Consider the following 18,408-nt stretch of genomic DNA (forward strand, 5'->3'; position numbering starts at 1 on the left):
CTTTCTTGCTTAGTAGCAACGTTACGACCTTGATCGCTAGCACTTTCAGATGTAGTACCACCTGAAGCAATAACACCATTAACGATTGCACTAGAATTAATGCTAGTATTGAAAACTTCGTTTTCAGTGATGCTGGTTGCAGTGTTTACAGTGGTGTTGATAACATTGTTGAATTTTATTCCAGCAATAGTCATACCACCTTGAACTTGGCTAGCTTCAACGGATTCTAGATGGTTTAAGTCAGAAATAAGCATTGATTTTCTCCTTCTTTTGTGTTGATTTTATTTGTTTCAATCAGCTTTGTTTTAGCTGTTGATATAACTATAGCTATATTCCCCTAAGCATGTCTCGCCAATTTGGCAATCAACCTATTAAGTTATGGTTTGATATAACAATTGGGAATTTACTATTATTAAGTAAGTAAACTGATGCAATCAAACGTAAACCTGGGTGTAATCATCCTGATATAGAACTCAATTTAATGGATTCTATTAGGATATGATTACACCCAGGTTTACAAGTTACTTATTCAAAAACTTGTTTTGACTAAGTACTATATGCCGATAGCAGAGAAGCCAATACCTACAGACTTGGAGGCAGTGGTGCCACCTTGTTCAAGAGTAACGAAGACACTTTCTTGCTTAGTAGCAACGTTACGACCTTGATCGCTAGCACTTTCAGATGTAGTACCACCTGAAGCAATAACACCATTAACGATTGCACTAGAATTAATGCTAGTATTGAAAACTTCGTTTTCAGTGATGCTGGTTGCAGTGTTTACAGTGGTGTTGATAACATTGTTGAATTTTATTCCAGCAATAGTCATACCACCTTGAACTTGGCTAGCTTCAACGGATTCTAGATGGTTTAAGTCAGAAATAAGCATTGATTTTCTCCTTCTTTTGTGTTGATTTTATTTGTTTCAATCAGCTTTGTTTTAGCTGTTGATATAACTATAGCTATATTCCCCTAAGCATGTCTCGCCAATTTGGCAATCAAACTATTAAGTTATGGTTTAAGATAACAATTGGGAATTTACTATTATTAAGTAAGTAAACTGATGCAATCAAACGTAAACCTGAGTGTAATTATCCTGATATAGAACTCAATTTATGCATTCTATTACGATATGATGACACTCAGGTTTACAAGTTACTTAATCAGAAACTTGTTTTGACTAAGTACTAGATGCCGATAGCAGAGAAGCCAATACCTACAGACTTGGAGGCAGTGGTGCCACCTTGCTCAAGAGTAACGAAAACGCTTTCTTGCTTAGTAGCAACGTTACGACCTTTATCGCTAGCACTTTCAGATGTAGTACCACCTGAAGCAATAACACCATTAACGATTGCACTAGAATCAATGCTAGTATTGAAAACTTCGTTTTCGGTGATGCTGGTTTCAGTGTTAACAGTGGTGTTGATAACATTGTTGAATTTTATTCCAGCAATAGTCATACCACCTTGAACTTGGCTAGCTTCAACGGATTCTAGATGGTTTAGGTCAGAAATAAGCATTGATTTTCTCCTTCTTTGTTGTTGATTTTATTTGTTTCAATCAGCTTTGTTTTCGCTGTTGATATAACTATATCCAGATTCCCCTAAGCATGTCTCGCCAATTTGGCTTCAACCTTTTATTTTTTGAAAATTACTGGATTTACTAAAAGGATGTAGTCAGCAGTAACCAATTCTGGATTAGTTCAAATAGATTGGTAATTTTGATGGGGTTGTATTGAAGTACTTTATTTTTTAAAAACTGGTCATTATATCTAATCTAATTAAAAAAATGCTTGCCACTTTGGCTTGATATTGATGCTTGACTCCTCCCACAACCAGGGTCAACGCATCTTATTTTGAAATGCCTACTGGATCTGAAATTCATAGGATCGATAAGTGTTTTTGCTTATCAATTTTGAAATCTTTGTTAGGTGCGCTTTCCGTTCGCGAATTTAATTGGCAAGAGGCGCGTACCTCTTGATCAACTTTGGTCTTGAGGGTTTCCACTATGACCGCACTGCATTGCTTCTGAGTCAGACTTCTATAATTTAGATGCGTTTGCCCTGAGCCCAAAACTAAATAGTGACCAGTAACCAATTCTAAATTAGTTCAAAGAGATTAGTAATGTTGATGGGGTTTTATTGAAGTAAGTTATTAGTAATGAACCGGTTATTATATCTAATATAATGAAAAAAATAAACGCCACTTTGGCTTGATATTAATCCTTGACTCCTTCCACAACTAGTGACAAGTAACCGATGCTGAATTACTTCAAAGAGATTGGTAATATTGATGAGCTTTTATTGAAGTCAGTTATTAGTAATGAACCGGTTATTATATCTAATATATTTAAAAATATTAATGCCACTTTGGCTTGATATTAATCCTTAAATACTTCCACAACTAGTGACAAGTAACCGATGCTGAATTACTTCAAAGAGATTGGTAATGTTGATGGGGTTTTATTGAAGTCAGTTATTAGTAATGAGCGGATTATTATATCTAATATAATTAAAAATATGAACGCCACTTTGGCTTGATATTGATGCTTGACTCCTCCCAAAACTAAAGTAGGTCTTAAAGTTCGTGGGATGTGGAGTCATTAGTTAATAGCAAAGGGAACAGAGAACAGGGAACAAGGAGCAAGGAGCAGGGAGTGTGGGAAGTGTGGGAAGTGTGGGGAGAGGGGGCGTGTGGGGCGTGTGGGGAGATGGAAAGATGGGGAGAGGGGGGAATGTGAGAAGTTTGGGAAGTGTGGGGAGATGGGAAGATGGAGAGAGACATTAATAATTTGTAGCCCTGTGAGGGCTAAGAATTGGTATAACCTGAGTTCGATATAAGCGATCGCTTGACGAAAGCAATGCAGCGCGGTCTTGGGGGTTCCCCCCATGAGCGACTGCCGTGGTTTCCACGGGGCTTACAGCGATGCAGCGCGGTCTTGGGGAGGCAGCGCCGCCAAAGGGGGTTTCCCCCACTCGCGCTTTGCATCAAGACAGAGTAAGAAATATAGCACTACGTATTAAGGTGTTTGAGATGGAGAAAAGCTGAAAAGCTTTTGTAGTAAACTTTTAGGCCCGCACCTAATGTGGAAAGCGCACCTTTCACCTTTTCTTCTTGCATGCATCCCTCTTGGCTTGCGCTTAGCGCTATATAAGGGTCGGGTAACTACGCGCTTATTAAGGCTTTCAGGATTACCTCGAACTTAGCTTAACTAGAGATTAAGCACGCTTACACCGTTAGATTAGGCACCCTTAAGCATTAACCGTGCCACCTAGCGAAAACCGCTCAAAACTAAATTGATATGATGTGCGGATAATTACCCTCAATAAACATCTCCCCATCTCCCCATGTCCCCACTCTTCCCACTCTTCCCACTCTTCCCACTCTTTTATGATGGGTATTGAACTGGACTTGATATGACAAAGTACTAGGACTGTTTCATTCCCGTCTGTGATCAGATAAAAAAACGCCTCGTCCATCAACAGGTGCGACCCGTGATGGCGAGGGATTGCTGGCCATCACGGAAAGCGTACCTAATGGACAAGGCAGTTATTAATGAATTAGTTTGACCACAGACTTAGTCTGAGCCGCTGTGGTCGTAAGCAGTGGTGGTGATGACAAGGAGGATGCGTAGGAAAATGATTACACTTGCTCACCACAGGGAAACCAAACAGTCTCGCCGTAAATAATCGGCTAACTTCTTGAGCATGGATTCCTCTTCTTCCAGTTCACTGATAAACCACTGTTCTTGATCCCCACCGTGGACCTGTGAGGTTTTCTTGCCAAGGGTCTCTACATAAGCCAGATCTTTGATCTGGCTCAAACGCTGCCGTGCATTCAAGACTTGATTGCCATTGCTCATCATACTAGCTTGCTGTTGTAAAATCATGTCCCGGTTTTGTTTGAGCAAGCGGCTGTAGGTTCTAGAAGGCATGTAGTCTAGAGGGTTATGGCCTGCTAACCGTAGCATTAACACACAAGCCCAAGAATACTTGCCATCAAGGATGGCTTCTTCGATCTCGCTAAATTTATCGGTATCCATCACTTTGTCGAGCTTGGTATTAGCAGAAGGAATACGATAGGTCATGGTTATTTCTGATCCTGTAAGTCTAAAGGTCAATAGTTTATAAGCTGGGGTGCAGTGAACTTGCAGATTCCAAGGAATTACTAGCAAGTTGATTACTAAGAATTAACGGTCAACTGTTAACGGTCAACGGAAAACAATCAGTCAGTGATCAAAGTGATTTGAGAACAGAGCACTATAGATCGATTCCACTTTTTTGCAGCTTTCGCATCGGATCCAATAAGAAATCGATAATCCGACGGCGGCGGATGATGATGTCAGCATTGGCGGTCTGACCAGCCTTAAACCGGATGATTTCATCATCTTCAATCACATAGTCACGGTCAAGGGACACTTTCACCTTATAGACTGAACCCATTACTTGATCGGCTTTAGCATCGGAAGAGATGGAAATCACCGTGCCTTTGATGATGCCGTAATCCTGATAGGGATAGGCATCAAATTTCAATTGCACCGCCATTCCTTCGTTAATAAACCCTGCCTCGCGAGTAGGCAAACTTGCCGATAGCACTAGGGGGGCACCTTGAGGAGCAATTTCGGCGATGCTATGTCCTGGTTGCACGACTTCACCAGCATGAGCAATATTGAGGGAAGATATGATCCCATCAACTGGTGCTTTAAGAAACTTCTGTTTGAGCCTGGTTTTAGCAGTATTGACCAGGGTTTCATTTTCAGAAATTCTAGCTTTGATTTGGGTCAGTTCTACTTCTAACTGTTGAATTTTCTGCTGTGCTTCCAGGCGAGTAGTGCGTCCCGTCGCTTGCCGATGCTCTAATTCTGCCTCTAGTCGCTTGATTTCTGCTAAAGTCTGTTCTAGCTCACCTCGGCTTTGGCTAGTCGCCGCTTCGCGATCGCGTATACTTTGCTGAGCTTGAAAAATTTGTTCGCGAGTACTCAAACCATCTTGCAGTTTGCTTTCGGTAACAGCACTTTGGCTAGCACGAAAGCTTTGTTCTGCTTGAAATACCTGTTCTTTGGAGATTGCTCCTTCTGCCAACAGAGGCTTAAGGTTATCGAGTCGTTCTTTGAGAGCCACTACATTAGCCCGCCGTTGCTGGAGCAGTTCTTGGGCTGTCGCCTGCACCAGCTTCATCCGTTGTAATCGTTCGCGATTAGCAGCTTTAGCTAACTGATGTTGAATGATTTGTTGTCTAATTGCCGATGCACTAGCTTGTGCTCGTGCGATCGAAGCTTGTTGTGCTTGAACTTCTGCTTCGGTAATCTGCTCACGAGTTTCTGCTTCCAGACGGGTTCTTTCAAGCAGTCCTTGCATCTGAACTAACCTAATCCGGTCTGCATTCAGCACTTTCTCTAAACGCTCTACTTCATGAGTGGCAAGCTCTGTATCCAGTTCCACCAAGACTTCCCCAGCTTTAACCGCTTGCCCTTCTTTGACCTTAATACTAGCAATTTTGCCTGGCTCAATCGGGTCAACTTTATAAACGTCGCCTTTTGGCACTAAGCTTCCATGAGCTTTACCGACTTCATCAATCTGCCCAAACGTTGCCCAAGCCACAAATATCGTACAGAAGCTTAACCCACCTAACATCAGCAGCCGGGGAAGGTTCGCCGGAGGCTGGTCGAGGGTAGTTTGTATGGAGGTTGACCATTTGGACGTACTAGGAGCATTGGCAGTATTAGTTCCTACCTCTGTGCTGGGTGAGGCTACAGCCTCTTGGTCATAATCAGGTCTCAGGCGACCTGATGGCATTAAAACGACGTTACCTTGACGACTCGTAGCCGCCTCAGGTGGGGAGTTTATTGGTTTTGCTTGTGTCATGGTGGTAGATCACGCTAAATTAACATTTTAGGGAAATGACCAATGTTTTGGGAAAGAAAGCGACCAATTCTCTTGCTGCCTTTAGCTTCCCGGGGGGAGTTTGGTATTGTTGGGCAGACCGAAATCTTTGGCATTACCTGACTCTACTTGCCCCTTTTTCAGATAGCTTCAATGCACCCCAAGATCAGAACTTAAACCCTTCCCCTTTAAGTAGCCGTCGGTCGGTCAAACCGGTTGGCTGAGCACGCTGTGAGGTGTGGACTTGAGCAACCTGACCCCTAGGGTTAGGCTCTCCAAGTTATCTCCGTCTCACCTTTGGTGGGGTGCATGGGAGTGAATTAAACAAAGGAATTGGAATTGAACAATCCTGTGAGTGTGCGTCATGGGGGATTCTAAACGGTTGCCCTTGAGATGGGTGTGGAGCCATATCTGAACACGTTTTTCTCCCCTTCTGTTCACACAGCGCTTTTCAACTTTTATGATAAAAGATCAATTTCATCTGAGTATGTTGCTAAATTGGCAGATTTTTTGCAGCTTTTTACATAGCTTGACATAGTGATAGCTAGCTTCAAATTTCATTAATCATTAGTCATTAGTCATTAGTCCTTTTCACATCACTGTGTTGCCAAATTGGCAAATTTTTACATAGTTTGATATAGTCATAGGTAACTTCGAATTTTCTTAGTCATTAGTCCTTTGTGACTAACCAGGGTCTATTGGAATTTACAAATGACTAATGACTAAATAACTAATAACTAATAACTAATGACTAATGAGCACTAGTTAATGATCTATTAAAGATCTAGCTGCTGCTGTGCTAGATGATAGTAAAGACCTTGACGATCCATGAGTTCCTCATGGTTGCCTTTCTCGACCAGAATGCCTCGGTCTAGGACAAGGATGCAGTCAGCATTGCGCACTGTAGAGAGGCGGTGGGCGATGATGAAGGTAGTGCGATCGCGACTAATGCGAGCTAAGTTTTGTTGAAAGCGGCGCTCGGATTCTGTATCTAGGGAGCTAGTCGCTTCATCCAGAATCAGAATCTTGGGGTTGCCCAATAGGGCTCGGGCTATGGCAATCCTTTGCCTTTGTCCACCAGAAAGGGTAGAGCCTCGCTCTCCTACTTTTGTATTATATCCCAAAGTCATACCTTGAATAAAGGCATGAGCTTCTGCTAGTTTAGCTACCTCTACGGCTTCATCCAGGCTGAAATCCGGTCGGTAGAGAGTGATATTTTCGACAATTGTCCCCGAGAACAAGAAACATTCTTGGGGTACCACACCCATTTGAGAACGCAAAGATTGGGGGGAAATATGGCGGATATCGTGTCCATCTATCAAAATACGACCATTAGTCGGATGATAGAGACCTTGCAGTAGCTTCACCAAGGTACTCTTGCCAGAGCCACTGCGCCCCACTAGAGCAATGGTTTCTCCAGCCTTAATCTGTAGGGAAATATTCTGTAGGATATTGCGATCCTCATCCTCGGAGTATCGAAAGGTAACATCTTCCAATATTACATCACCCTTAATCTCAGGTAGAACCAGCATCGGTTCTTGAGGATTCTCCTCTGGTTTAGCAGATAAGACATCATTAAGCCGTTCTACAGACACCAAGATTTCTTGAAACTCATCCCAAAGATTCACTAGAGCCAAAATCGGACCAGTGACTCGGCCAATGAGCATATTAAACGCGACATACTGACCGATAGTAAGCTGCTCATTAATTACTAAGCTAGCGCCAAACCAAAGCAAAGCGGTGCTGCTGAGAGTATTAATTAGAGAACTAATTGACCCCAACCCGTTAGCCAAGTTCCTACCTTTAAATTGTACATTCAACTGATTGGTGAGCCGATCTTCCCAGCGCCAGCGCACTTCTTGTTCCGAAGCCGCCGTTTTCACAGTAGCAACCCCTGACATCATTTCCACTAACATAGAATTTTGTTGGGCTGCTTCTTTAAAGATTTCCCTGGACACCTGGCGTAGAAAGGGACTGGCAATCACAGTCAAGATGGCGATGGGTAAAATCGTTGCCAGCACCAGGACAGTTAGACGCCAATTGTAGTACAGCATCAGTCCAATATAGACAAACACCATTATCACATCTAGCCAAGTAGCAATCGCTTGCTGAGTTATAAAACCCTGAATTTTTCCAGTTTCCTGAATTCGGGTCAGGATATCCCCCACCTGGCGGGATTCAAAAAACTTCAGAGGTAAGGTCAGGGTATGGTTTATGAACCCACTGACAAAAGTGAGACTAAGCCGATTAGAAAAGTAGTCTAGCAAGTAGCGTCTGGTTAGACTTACCCCAATCGTCCAAAGACCAAAAATGATTAGACCAATGGAGAAGACATTAAGAGTGACAAGGCTTCTGTTGATAATCACCCGGTCAAGAATGATCTGGGTAAATAAGGGAGTAATTAGACCAAAAACCTGAAGGATCAGGGTAGCCAAGACAATTTGCAGCAGGACTGAGCGATGGGGCCATAGCAACCCCCAAAACGGCCCTAAAGAACGTTTGTCACTGGGAGTAATGGCTAGTTGGGGAGTTGGATCCAATAGCATGGCATACCCAGTCCAACCTTGGAGAAAGTCTTTGCGAGCAAGCGATCGCTTCCCCACTGCTGGATCTGCAACAAGTACCTTATTACCCTTTACCTGGTAGACAACAATATAGTGATCCCCTTCCCAGTGAGCAATCCAAGGATTACTCCGATCGGCTAAGCGACCTAAAGAAGCCCTGACTGGACTAGCTTGAAAGCCTAAACTTTCTGCTGCTTTAGATAAACCTTTGAGGGATGAACCAGAACGACCCACTCCTGCCAGTTCCCGCAGGGAGTTGAGAGCAAACCGTTTACCCCAATACTGCCCAATCATGGCTAAGCAGGCAGCACCACAATCCGAGGAAGCTTGCTGCTCAATAAAAGGATAGCGCTGCCAAAACCTTAGGAATTTCCAACCCTGTTTTGCTGGTTTAGGAAAATCAAAGCTTTCTGACTGACTGGGTTCTTTTGGCGCTTGTTGCTTAGGAGGTTCTAAAACTCGCCGAGTCGGTCGTGCTCTAGTCTGGTTTGGATGTGGTGACGGAGTATGGGTTTTGTTAACTAAGCCTTGAGCCGATGGAGATTTACCGTCACCATTTTTAGCACTTTGCCTGTTCTCCTGATCTGGTGAGTCGGTGGAGTTAGCCAAAACTGGTGCGATCGCGCAAGCCGCTTGCCAATGCTCTTGAGGCAGCTGGTAAAGCAATACATCAGTTTGGGCAATCCAATCTGTTGCTACTGGCATCGGATATCCCCAACTTTCTCCGATGCTAGGAAATGGAGCAGAGGAATTTGCCTCTGTTCCTTCTGGCGTTGCCATTTGACCACTACGTAGCCAGCAATGCCCAGCTTGGGAAGAGGATACCAGAGACTCCCCAGCCTCAATGCGTCTTTCTACGATGTAGGGCAACAGTTGATTTAGGCTAACACCGTTAAGCGTACGCAATTTGGTCAAAGTCTTGAAGAAAATTAGGCATTGCCGGTGCTGGGCTTGTTGCCCCAGGATTTCGGACCACTTCGGCAACCGTTCCAACCAAGGCAAGAGTTGATTTAGGGAAATACGGGCAATTTGTCCTGAACTCGCTGCGATCGCTCTGTAAGGATAGGATAGACTACCTAAGAGATCATAGGCACCAAAGGTTTCCCCTTCTTCGAGTACCTGTATCGAAACCTCCCGCTGTTTTTCAGCATCAAAGCCTAGTAGTCGTACCCGCCCCTGACAAACTAGGTAAAGATATTGGTGATCTTGTTCAATCTCAACAGAATCTTTGGATACCTCTGGTGTATTATAGGCAAGGATTTTATCCCCTAGCTGGAAGTTATCAAGGTGAAAGGATTGACTAAATTCGTAGTTGAGCTTTGGATCGACTGAGTCTAGGGTCAAGCTTTGAAGCACTACTGATAAATTGCTAGCAGGGTCTGGGTTGATAGAAGACGATGGTAACCCATGCTCTGCCGAATCCCTGATTATATTCTTCATATGTTAAATATTGAAAATTGATTTTTAACAATTAACCATTTACAATTAACCATTTACAATTAACTACATTTAGTTAGCTAATAACTTAGTTTTTGTCAAGTCACTAACCGACTAGTTACCAATAATTCACAAAAAATTCACCAAAACTTTAAGTAAACTTCATCGAAACTTTAAATTACGGCTAGGGCATCTGGTGTAAAGTAAACCCATAAGGGTTGGGGATAGGAGGTCAAGTCTGATGTCGGATCATCAAGCCAATAATAAAAGTCAGCTAGATGTAAGCAGATAGGTCTGTTGATGCAAGTGCAGTTCAACATATTAAAAGGGAAGACGTTGACAAGTAGGCTCTGCATCAATAGCCCATCAATAATCCATCAAACTGACCTAGGCAAGTTGGTTTTGTTCAGACTTGATAAATCTCCCAAATTTCCCGCTTAGCTAACTAGACCTTACTAACAACCTGTGATCGTGATACAGGGGTTTTGCCAACTGGAGGCTTACCAGCTTGACTATTTTCTTTGATTAACCGATTGTAGGTTCGGTAAGGGATGTAATGGAGGGGGTTGTAGCCAGAGAAACGCAGAACTAACACACAAGCCCAAGAATACTTGCCTGCGATGATAGCTTCTACGACCTGGTTAAGCTGCTCGTTAGTCATGACTTGTTCAGAGCTCGTAGAGGTTGACTTTGCTTGAGATGTTCTACTAGTTGATGGTCTACTAGTTATTGAGAGTAATTTTTTTGCCATGGTAGTCACCCAGAATTAACGACATCTTGTAATGGTCTATATCCAACTGGCAAGGGGAAGTTGCCAGTTCACCAGGGTAATGATTAAGCCTTGAACAGGTTAAGGATTATTGCAATTGCGACCCACAGCTTACTATGGAGTTTGGCCTCATAGTTCTTTGTCTAAACTTTGTCTAAACACTTAAGGTATAGACACACAAGGTATAGACACACTTTGCTGCTACAAACTACCTTATGCACAATAACAATCTCTCAATCCAAGGATTAATCGGTGGTATCTGTTGAGGGTCACTTACTCAACAGATACCACCCTGATCATTCTCCACGTTGGATTTAACAACTGCTGGATTAGAACAGAATTGAGTTTAATATCGATTACGAACCTAAATACTTGCCAGTGGGGTATAATTTTGCCAATCAGCCTCGTATAATTCCCTTGTAATACGGGCATATCAGTGATTGCAGTTATGTCACAGAATACTTTCAGGAGATTGAACATCCCTTGCAGTAAGATAATTTCTGTTTTTTTTGCTCCCACCGAGACTGATACGTTTGACGATAGCACATCATTCCGGAAATAGCTGCTATCCTGTTCAATGCCTTCAGTGCCAACACCAGTGTCGGAGGTGTCAGATCTAAGACCCCTCAGCAGTCTGTTCGAGATAGTTAACCCACAGCACTGCCAGCAATGGCTAGGGTCGTCAGTGGGTTTAGAACCTGCTGCTTTTAGGTTCAATTTGCTAAGCACCCCTGAAAAGCTCTTAGTAAAAAGCTGGATTAGAGAACGCGGCGATGGCTTCCGCTTTCCTAATGGTATGTTCATGAGTATGTCGGATGATTTTTTCAAAGTTGATGCTGTTGTGAAACCTAGTGTTACACCTAATTTTTCACAATACCAGAGCCTTGCCTAAATAGACTAAGCGCAGATGAGCGTGAAAGACTGATCCTATTTCAGGCCCGTTACAACAACAAATACAAACCCTTTATAAATTCCTCTGTCTTTAGACAGAAAACTTTTCTGTTGTCTGAAGTAAATCCCCAAACACCTAGACACCGAAACAGATGAGCACCTGAATTTAAAAATATTCTAGAGTTTTTATCTAGAGTTTCTATGTGGCTAACTGCTGAGCTGAGCGAGAGCAAGTAGATCTACTCAGCCCGATTCGCCATGAAGCCGATGGCGTAAGCGCCTGAACTAGTTAAAAGTTCTATTCAAAAAAACTGGCTCAGTCAGCGGAAACAATAAAATCACTAGCTTGAGCATAGTTACCCTCTTTGATTCTTTCAAAAAAGACAAATCCAAAGTTGGATTGGTTTGGCTGTTTGGTTTATGAAGTTATATTTCACGCTGATGATCTTGAACGTGAAACTTTGTTCATCTACAAAAGGAAATCTAGTAAATTCAAGGGGTAGTTGTCAAGCGAAACTCACATTTCTTTTCTACATTCACATTTTATTCATACTTTTTTCACAAAATTACCAAGTTTATGCAAAATTCACACAATCTTCACGTAATCTTGAGTAAACTGACAAGGAAATCTAGGGGATATATGTCACCCTAATCAACTTATAGGAAACTTTAATGAAATCTTTACTATATGTTTACTTAAGCTTGATCCACCCCCAATGTCAATTTGTAAATTTTTGTGACAAAGATCATGGTTAATCTCTCCCCTCTGACCCCTGTTCCAGTCTATTCTCCCTCTGGGGCTAGTGAACTAAGGAACTTCGTCAAGTGTAGTGAGATCAGTGACCAATTACCAATTACCAATTACCAATTACCAATTACCAATTACTAATTACCATTTAGCAATTACCGTCAATCATTGCATGAATCAGCAACGCCCTCCCTTTTCCCGATTGTCTTGGCTTTATGAAGTCATAGAGATTGCGATAGTTGAACATCGGAGGTGGCTTCAGGAAAAGGCAAGCAGGAGATTGACTGATCTGTTAGGTTAATACCCCGTGGAAGTGTTAAAATCAACCATCATCTGTCTTTTTACTAACCTATTCCTATGAGGCGGTTAAGACAACTCTTCCAAAAACTTAGATATGCAGGCAAAGATGAGAATTTTTTATACGGGCTAAATCTGTTCGAGGGTTTTGTTTCCAAAGTTCTCTCTTTGGTCATGGTGGTGGTAATCTTGGTGGCACTTACTAGCCTAGTTATTTCACTAGTTAAAGAAATAACCAATCCAGAAGCAATAGTTTTGAGCAAAACACTTTTCAAAATTTTTGGACTGTTTCTAAATATTCTAATTGCACTAGAAATTTTAGAGAATATAACCGCTTATCTACGAAAACATGTTATTCAACTTGAGTTAGTTGTTGTTACTTCTTTAATTGCAGTTGCCCGTAAAATCATTATTCTTGACCTGAAAACAACTTCTGGAAGCCAGGTAATTGGATTAGCAATTGCCATTATATCTTTATCAATTAGTTACTGGATTATCCGCAGTACTAGCACAAGAAAACTTCATTAATGAATAAAATTGAGAAAACTATGACTAATTTTTTCCAATTTGAAACGGATTTTGTGGATTCTTTACGGTGCATTCCTATGCAAGTGCGGATGAAATTAGACACTTGCGGCATCAAACTTAAACTGAGCCACTGGCATCAGTTTAATCAACACGAGCGTCAGCAACTGGTAGAGATACCCTGCACTACGACCGAGTCAATCCAAAAGTATGGAGACTATGTTCAACACCTAGTTATAAACTATACAGGAAAACCCGCTTCTAATTTACCTGTTGATCCCCAAGCTCCCTGGATGAATTCTCAGGTAATTCCATCTACCGTGGGGGAAAAAGCTATGGAATTTGGAGTCGTAGTAACTACTCAACAGTGGGCAGCACTAACTCCTATCCAACGTTTTGCCCTAATTAAACTGACGCGCCCTAGTCATGAAAACAAAAACTTTTTACCAGCACTCAAGGAATTCCAATTAGTTTTTGTTAACCGTTAACCTACCCAAAAAGGGATCCCTCGGGCGAACACCCTTCAACAAATTCAGACTAAGTCCAATATCCCCCTTAAATCTGGATTAGCTTAACTGCTAGAAGTACCTACCTGATCTACCACGACCTGATCCTGACAAGACTGGTTTTGGGATTTCTGTATTAGCTCTCGCATTTGATCAAGATTGTCTAAAGCTGACTTAAGCTGGCTTTGACGTAATTCTGATGATAGGTTAGAGTGGTTAGCTAGGTTTTCTAGAATAGCTTGAATAGTGTTTAGCAGAATACACACTTGATAATCTTGACTGGTGCTCAAATTACTTTTGGGATAGTTGACATCCTCACACTGTTGGGAATGATTTAATCCTTGACCCTCTATCGGTTTTGACAAAATCACTGTTAGTTCTGTGTTTTGGTCTGTGTTTTGGTCTGTGTTTTGGTCTGTGTTGGGTGGCTCTGATTTATGATTAAACCTATCTGCTGATAAAGCGATCGCATTTTGCGCAACCTCCCCAGACTCCTCACCAGGAATAATGGCTTTGTGGGATTTGTTCACGGATTCTTTGGCTGGGTCTAATTGCTCAACGGTTTGCTGCAATGTCTCCACAATGCCATACATTTCCATTGGGTCAAACACTCGCAGCAGGGTTGTTTGGGTCACAATACCGATTCCTTGACCCCAATTCCAAGACACCACCAATCGCCGCACACGACGCTTTTGCATTTCCTGATGAGCTGTCCATAGAGAATCCTCCGGACTCAGCAGAAATAAAGGTGTACTCATCACATCCTGAGCCTGGACTTTAGACAAATTGAGCTTGAGAGACTGAAATTGGACAATATCCCGCTCTGTGACAATCCCCACTGGCATACAGCTATGCTCTCCATGGTCGGAGGTAATCACCACACAACTAACTCGGTGCTTATTCATGAGTCGGGCTAAACTCAATACTGAGACAGTTGGAAGGGCATTAACCACCTGGGGGGTCATCACTTCTGATACCCGTCGTAACTTGAGTAGATTGGCTGGTCGCAATACCTGGCGAATTCGCTCTGGTGAGACAACACCCACTAGCTGACCGTGATCATCCACAATTGGTAAGTGGCGAATCCGATACCGACGAAATATGAATAAGGCGGCAAAGATATCCCGACAAGCAGTTTGAGGAAAAGTTATCACCGGCTGTGCCATGGCCTCAGCTACTGTTACCTCTTGAAAGTTAATGCTATTAGCCGTCAGCCGGACAATATCCCGCTCAGTAAAGATTCCCAGCAACTGGTCTGAGTCCATTACCAAAACGCAGCTAGACCGTGGCTCACGAATGCTGAGCTGGTCTGATGGTGAATAAAAATTGGCCAATGAACAACTTTTCCCTCCCTCCTGACTCATCAAAGCAATTATGTCGATTAGAAGGGTGTCAGGAGCAACGATCAAAGGCTGATGGTCAATTGCTTCTTCTAGGGTTGGGGCGCAGATAAGTCGATCGTTAAGTTGCATAATTAATTTGATCCGTGAACTTCCATGACCTACGACCGCCGCCAACCGCTACACACTATGGCGCTGGTGTATTTACTGAGCCTTGGTTTGATAGACGGATGTTACGGACAAATCCCGCAAATGCAGAAATAATATGCACATAACTTGTATAAAGGTATATAATAAATAGATGTTACAGCAAAATAATCTTTAACCCTTATATGACATAGCTTTTGGCTTTCAGAGGTTGCCAGGAAGCCTGGGACTTTAACCATTTGGGCTTAGGGGCAAATAATTAGGCATTGCTGACCTAGCTTGGCAATTGTCCGATGGAATTATCCGATCAAGTTCCCTGGCTTATCTAACTTTCTGTTTCAGGTGTTCTAACTACTTTACCAGCTTGGAGCTTACTGATTTAAGTTCCCTTGACTGGGGTTTTCAGGCAAAGTAGACACCCTAGGGGTTCTACCGTATAGCCGGTCTAAAACCCGCTTAACCGAGATCCGTTTCCACTGCTGACCACGCTTGGTTGTATAGCCATGGTGATTGAGCCAGTTAGCGATTTGTTGTAATGACTTGCCCGATTTATGGTGACGGCGAATTAACTCAATTACATGCTGTTCTTGGGGATCATCCACTAACTCACCATTTAGGGCGCGTTGACCGAAGGCCGGTGAACCATAACCTGCATAGCCACCCATAGTTGCCTTCGATTGTCTACCTCGGTTTAGCCTTTCGATCAGGCTATTCCTTTCCAATTCCTCAGCAGCCATAACTTAATGCATCAAGCAACTTCCTACAACCATGGTAAACCAAACTATAGCCTTAGCAATTCTGGTTATTACAGCTATTAAAACCTATTAACCGCCCCTCTTTTTAAGGGAGGATAACAGCGGTAACCATGTTGACTGTTGTTGACTGTTTACCGTTTACCGTTGACTATAAATTTGTGGTAGTTTTAAAAAATTTAAGGAATATATCATGAGTACAGTTGCTTACATCAAAGACAGTCAATTTGATGAACTTTTAACCTCTGAAGTTCCAGTCGTCGTTGATTTTACAGCCCCTTGGTGTGGTCCATGTCGTAAAATTGCTCCTTTAATGGAAAAACTTGCTGAAGACTACAAAGACCGCGCTCAGGTAGTAAAAATAGATATCGATGCCGAAAAAGCTACTGCAAAAAAATACAGTATCCGCAGTATTCCTGCTGTGCTGATTTTTAAGGGCGGTGAGATGGTAGAAAATATTGTGGGAGTTGCTCCCTATGATAAATTTACTGCTGCCCTTGAAAAGCAACTTCAGGGTTAATTAAAAAAAAACTAAAAAATTTACAAAATTTATGAATTCTGAGTTTAATTCTGACTTCTTTCCTTCAAGCAATGACATGTAAATGAGGAGAATCGGCAATGGAGACAACTCAATCAGTCCGATGTCCCAACTGTGGGAATATGGCTCAACGTCACTACTTAATCGGTTCTCAAGCATCACATTATACTTGTGCTGGAGACCAGGTCACCAAAACTGAATGCCCAGTTTGTGACTATTTAATGGTGATGTGTTCTGTGAGCGGTAATGTGATTGAAGCTTACGCACCAGGTAGACAAGTTATGGCTAATTCGAGCAAATTTACTGAAGTAGTGAACAGAGAAAGTCTTGCTCCTATAGAAGTAGGGATGAATCGCCATCCCAGGTTAGTGGCTAGTAGGAAATATCAATTAACTACTGTAAGCTAAAAAAGATAGGCTAAACAATATCTACTCTCGCCGACTAACTACCTTTACCAGGTATCCTTCGGTAGAAAGCCGTGGGGATGAGATTTATATCTGCATTGTTGATTCACCTCACTACCTGACAATTGTTTGTTGAGTTGTTATAAAGAGTCAGGACTTAGGCAAAACTGGGTACCAAAAACTAGAAAATATCTAGAAAATATCTAGAAAATATATAAGTAGTAGGGTGTGTTATGAACGCACCCTAAAGATACAGTTACTGCGTAAGTCCTGGGAATATTTTCACGGAGATAGGAATTATGATGAAAGCTGAAGAGATTATGACCACAGATGTAGTCAGCTTTATGATGATTAATCTAGGTTGAAGATTTAACTATAGGGGTTATTATCTTAATGAGGTACACATGATTTTTACCCTATTACCTATTAATAAGTTTAATAAAATCACAAACTTGTGTACATCACCTATTAAAAATAATACACTAATTTTAGTGAATTTAAATGAATATTATTTTAATGTAGAGAGTTATTAGACTAGATATATATATTTTTAAATAAAATAGACAATTTTTTTTGTAATAACTATGTGATGGATAATCGTTAACTCCCCATTAATAATTACCAATTATCCATTACCATAGAAAGACTATGATGATTAGTAAAACAGATTTGATATGATTAACTAAAAGGTAGATTTAGTATCGAGAATACTGCTGAATTGTGGCTTGAGCTCTGGCATAGGTGGAGGTACCTTCAGGAATCTGTTTCAAATAATCCAAAGCCTTAGTGTAGTTCTTTAAAACAGCTTGGTTATAAGCCATATTTGAGAGATACTTAGCTCTAATTTCTTGCTTAGCGGTATAGTCAACAATTTTTTCCTGAGCCTTAGGATAGGCATCGGTATTTTGAGGAATTTTTTTCAAATATACCAATGCATTGGTAAAGTCTTTCTGAGCAGCTCGATTGTAAGCCTGCTGAAGAAGGTAGTTCGCTCTGATGTTTCGCTTTTGAGTGTATTCCGGAATTTTTTGTTGAATTGTAGCGTAGGCTTTTGTTCCCTTTGGAATTTGTTTAAATGTGTTGAGTGCGCCAGTAAAGTCTCTCTCGATAGCCTGGTTGTAAGCCTGCTGTAGTAACTGGTAAGCTTCCTTCTCAAGATTAGCTTGAGATTGGCTGACCATAGGTTCTATTTGCTGTTGCCAGAAGACAATATTAGGAATCTGACTAGCTTGCTCAACTACCTCTACCCATTTCTGTTGCTCAAAGGCAGTTTTTATCTGGGGAAATAGGGCTTTCGCATCTTGCCAATCTTTTTTCCACTGAGCGATCGCATTTTGAGCATCTTGATAGTTTTCACTATCTTCGGGAATAGATTTTACCAGCTTCAGTGCTGCGTCTAAATCCCCTTCCTGGTACTTTTGCTCAGCTTGTGCTAGCTTAGCTTCTGCCTGGTTGCCACCCCATGAGAACAAGTAGCCTCCAGCTACTACTAATAAGGCTACAGATGTGGAAACTCCCATGGCGGTGAGATTAAGTCCACTAGACTTTCTGGTAGGAATAGTAGGCATAGAGGGATAATAAATTTCCTCTGTTTCCTCTGTTTCCTCTGTTA

At 41.9% G+C, this 18,408-nt stretch carries 19 protein-coding genes and 1 pseudogene; 7 read left to right on the top strand and 13 right to left on the bottom strand.

All coding sequences use genetic code 11. From position 1 onward, the window contains the following. The 4 genes from F6K52_RS06770 to F6K52_RS06785 all read right to left on the bottom strand — a co-directional run. Positions 1 to 254 (bottom strand): hypothetical protein (locus F6K52_RS06770; RefSeq protein WP_293075647.1); only part of this gene is annotated, 254 nt, incomplete at its 3' end. Between the two features lie 299 nt (positions 255 to 553). After that, on the bottom strand, positions 554 to 886 hold the full coding sequence (locus F6K52_RS06775) for a hypothetical protein (protein WP_293075649.1): 333 nt from the start codon (positions 884 to 886) through the stop codon (positions 554 to 556). 298 nt (positions 887 to 1,184) lie between these two features. Then, entirely contained in the window at positions 1,185 to 1,517 is a 333-nt protein-coding gene (locus F6K52_RS06780; RefSeq protein WP_293075651.1) for a hypothetical protein, read from the bottom strand. A 1,081-nt stretch (positions 1,518 to 2,598) separates the two neighbouring features. Further along, positions 2,599 to 2,886, bottom strand: coding sequence for a hypothetical protein (locus F6K52_RS06785; RefSeq protein ID WP_293075653.1), 288 nt, complete (start codon positions 2,884 to 2,886; stop codon positions 2,599 to 2,601). Between the two features lie 35 nt (positions 2,887 to 2,921). On the opposite strand from F6K52_RS06785, the gene F6K52_RS06790 reads away from it, so the two are divergent. After that, on the top strand, positions 2,922 to 3,044 hold the full coding sequence (locus F6K52_RS06790) for a hypothetical protein (RefSeq protein WP_293075655.1): 123 nt from the start codon (positions 2,922 to 2,924) through the stop codon (positions 3,042 to 3,044). Between the two features lie 203 nt (positions 3,045 to 3,247). Here F6K52_RS06790 and F6K52_RS06795 read toward each other — a convergent pair whose 3' ends face one another. From F6K52_RS06795 to F6K52_RS06805, 3 genes are all read right to left on the bottom strand, one after another. Then, positions 3,248 to 3,475, bottom strand: a complete 228-nt coding sequence (locus tag F6K52_RS06795; RefSeq protein WP_293075657.1) for a hypothetical protein — start codon at positions 3,473 to 3,475, stop codon at positions 3,248 to 3,250. Between the two features lie 173 nt (positions 3,476 to 3,648). After that, complete coding sequence (locus tag F6K52_RS06800; protein WP_293075659.1) at positions 3,649 to 4,083, bottom strand: HetP family heterocyst commitment protein; 435 nt, start codon at positions 4,081 to 4,083, stop codon at positions 3,649 to 3,651. A 172-nt stretch (positions 4,084 to 4,255) separates the two neighbouring features. Continuing rightward, positions 4,256 to 5,860 (bottom strand): HlyD family efflux transporter periplasmic adaptor subunit, encoded by a 1,605-nt coding sequence (locus F6K52_RS06805; protein WP_293075661.1) that lies wholly within the window; start codon positions 5,858 to 5,860, stop codon positions 4,256 to 4,258. A 35-nt stretch (positions 5,861 to 5,895) separates the two neighbouring features. Here F6K52_RS06805 and F6K52_RS06810 point away from each other — a divergent pair, with 35 nt between their 5' ends. Continuing rightward, positions 5,896 to 6,102, top strand: a complete 207-nt coding sequence (locus tag F6K52_RS06810) for a hypothetical protein (RefSeq protein ID WP_293075663.1) — start codon at positions 5,896 to 5,898, stop codon at positions 6,100 to 6,102. A 552-nt stretch (positions 6,103 to 6,654) separates the two neighbouring features. On the opposite strand, the gene F6K52_RS06815 is transcribed toward F6K52_RS06810, so the two are convergent. The 3 genes from F6K52_RS06815 to F6K52_RS06825 form a co-directional block, all read right to left on the bottom strand. Further along, positions 6,655 to 9,882: a peptide cleavage/export ABC transporter gene (locus F6K52_RS06815; RefSeq protein WP_293075665.1), complete on the bottom strand. Its 3,228-nt coding sequence runs from the start codon at positions 9,880 to 9,882 to the stop codon at positions 6,655 to 6,657. A gap of 442 nt (positions 9,883 to 10,324) precedes the next feature. Next, a complete protein-coding gene (locus F6K52_RS06820) occupies positions 10,325 to 10,630 on the bottom strand; it encodes a HetP family heterocyst commitment protein (RefSeq protein ID WP_293075667.1) in 306 nt (101 codons plus the stop codon). Between the two features lie 291 nt (positions 10,631 to 10,921). Continuing rightward, entirely contained in the window at positions 10,922 to 11,452 is a 531-nt protein-coding gene (locus F6K52_RS06825) for a hypothetical protein (RefSeq protein WP_293075669.1), read from the bottom strand. 926 nt (positions 11,453 to 12,378) lie between these two features. Here F6K52_RS06825 and F6K52_RS06830 point away from each other — a divergent pair. Genes F6K52_RS06830 through F6K52_RS06840 form a run of 3 tightly spaced genes read left to right on the top strand, consistent with a single transcriptional unit; the run spans position 12,379 to position 13,597 of the window. Next, positions 12,379 to 12,588 (top strand): hypothetical protein, encoded by a 210-nt coding sequence (locus tag F6K52_RS06830; RefSeq protein ID WP_293075671.1) that lies wholly within the window; start codon positions 12,379 to 12,381, stop codon positions 12,586 to 12,588. A 56-nt stretch (positions 12,589 to 12,644) separates the two neighbouring features. After that, positions 12,645 to 13,112, top strand: coding sequence for a phosphate-starvation-inducible PsiE family protein (locus F6K52_RS06835; RefSeq protein ID WP_293075673.1), 468 nt, complete (start codon positions 12,645 to 12,647; stop codon positions 13,110 to 13,112). A gap of 20 nt (positions 13,113 to 13,132) precedes the next feature. Continuing rightward, positions 13,133 to 13,597, top strand: coding sequence for a nitrate reductase associated protein (locus F6K52_RS06840; protein ID WP_293075675.1), 465 nt, complete (start codon positions 13,133 to 13,135; stop codon positions 13,595 to 13,597). Between the two features lie 83 nt (positions 13,598 to 13,680). Here F6K52_RS06840 and F6K52_RS06845 read toward each other — a convergent pair whose 3' ends face one another. After that, on the bottom strand, positions 13,681 to 15,087 hold the full coding sequence (locus tag F6K52_RS06845; RefSeq protein WP_293075677.1) for a CBS domain-containing protein: 1,407 nt from the start codon (positions 15,085 to 15,087) through the stop codon (positions 13,681 to 13,683). 386 nt (positions 15,088 to 15,473) lie between these two features. Beyond that, positions 15,474 to 15,839 (bottom strand): recombinase family protein, encoded by a 366-nt coding sequence (locus F6K52_RS06850; protein ID WP_293075679.1) that lies wholly within the window; start codon positions 15,837 to 15,839, stop codon positions 15,474 to 15,476. A 208-nt stretch (positions 15,840 to 16,047) separates the two neighbouring features. Here F6K52_RS06850 and trxA point away from each other — a divergent pair, with 208 nt between their 5' ends. Together trxA and F6K52_RS36930 are read left to right on the top strand one after the other, a co-directional pair. Further along, positions 16,048 to 16,374: a thioredoxin gene (gene trxA, locus F6K52_RS06855; protein ID WP_293075681.1), complete on the top strand. Its 327-nt coding sequence runs from the start codon at positions 16,048 to 16,050 to the stop codon at positions 16,372 to 16,374. Between the two features lie 98 nt (positions 16,375 to 16,472). Then, entirely contained in the window at positions 16,473 to 16,799 is a 327-nt protein-coding gene (locus tag F6K52_RS36930) for a hypothetical protein (RefSeq protein ID WP_364416392.1), read from the top strand. 692 nt (positions 16,800 to 17,491) lie between these two features. Here the strand turns inward: F6K52_RS36930 and F6K52_RS06865 are convergent. After that, positions 17,492 to 18,408 (bottom strand): annotated as a pseudogene (locus tag F6K52_RS06865) (hypothetical protein); the annotation flags it as partial.

This window comes from Moorena sp. SIO3H5, assembly GCF_010692395.1.
GTDB lineage: Bacteria > Cyanobacteriota > Cyanobacteriia > Cyanobacteriales > Coleofasciculaceae > Moorena.

Excerpts from the sequence above, each read along its gene's own strand:
- F6K52_RS06820 (WP_293075667.1), bottom strand. The coding sequence starts at position 10,630 with ATGGCAAAAAAATTACTCTCAATAACTAGTAGACCATCAACTAGTAGA.
- F6K52_RS06780 (WP_293075651.1), bottom strand. The coding sequence starts at position 1,517 with ATGCTTATTTCTGACCTAAACCATCTAGAATCCGTTGAAGCTAGCCAA.
- F6K52_RS06850 (WP_293075679.1), bottom strand. The coding sequence starts at position 15,839 with ATGGCTGCTGAGGAATTGGAAAGGAATAGCCTGATCGAAAGGCTAAAC.
- F6K52_RS36930 (WP_364416392.1), top strand. The coding sequence starts at position 16,473 with ATGGAGACAACTCAATCAGTCCGATGTCCCAACTGTGGGAATATGGCT.
- F6K52_RS06785 (WP_293075653.1), bottom strand. The coding sequence starts at position 2,886 with ATGGGGGGAACCCCCAAGACCGCGCTGCATTGCTTTCGTCAAGCGATC.
- F6K52_RS06815 (WP_293075665.1), bottom strand. The coding sequence starts at position 9,882 with ATGAAGAATATAATCAGGGATTCGGCAGAGCATGGGTTACCATCGTCT.
- F6K52_RS06805 (WP_293075661.1), bottom strand. The coding sequence starts at position 5,860 with ATGACACAAGCAAAACCAATAAACTCCCCACCTGAGGCGGCTACGAGT.
- F6K52_RS06800 (WP_293075659.1), bottom strand. The coding sequence starts at position 4,083 with ATGACCTATCGTATTCCTTCTGCTAATACCAAGCTCGACAAAGTGATG.
- F6K52_RS06790 (WP_293075655.1), top strand. The coding sequence starts at position 2,922 with ATGCAGCGCGGTCTTGGGGAGGCAGCGCCGCCAAAGGGGGTTTCCCCC.
- F6K52_RS06835 (WP_293075673.1), top strand. The coding sequence starts at position 12,645 with ATGAGGCGGTTAAGACAACTCTTCCAAAAACTTAGATATGCAGGCAAA.
- F6K52_RS06825 (WP_293075669.1), bottom strand. The coding sequence starts at position 11,452 with ATGAACATACCATTAGGAAAGCGGAAGCCATCGCCGCGTTCTCTAATC.
- F6K52_RS06810 (WP_293075663.1), top strand. The coding sequence starts at position 5,896 with ATGACCAATGTTTTGGGAAAGAAAGCGACCAATTCTCTTGCTGCCTTT.
- trxA (WP_293075681.1), top strand. The coding sequence starts at position 16,048 with ATGAGTACAGTTGCTTACATCAAAGACAGTCAATTTGATGAACTTTTA.
- F6K52_RS06775 (WP_293075649.1), bottom strand. The coding sequence starts at position 886 with ATGCTTATTTCTGACTTAAACCATCTAGAATCCGTTGAAGCTAGCCAA.
- F6K52_RS06840 (WP_293075675.1), top strand. The coding sequence starts at position 13,133 with ATGACTAATTTTTTCCAATTTGAAACGGATTTTGTGGATTCTTTACGG.
- F6K52_RS06845 (WP_293075677.1), bottom strand. The coding sequence starts at position 15,087 with ATGCAACTTAACGATCGACTTATCTGCGCCCCAACCCTAGAAGAAGCA.
- F6K52_RS06795 (WP_293075657.1), bottom strand. The coding sequence starts at position 3,475 with ATGGACGAGGCGTTTTTTTATCTGATCACAGACGGGAATGAAACAGTC.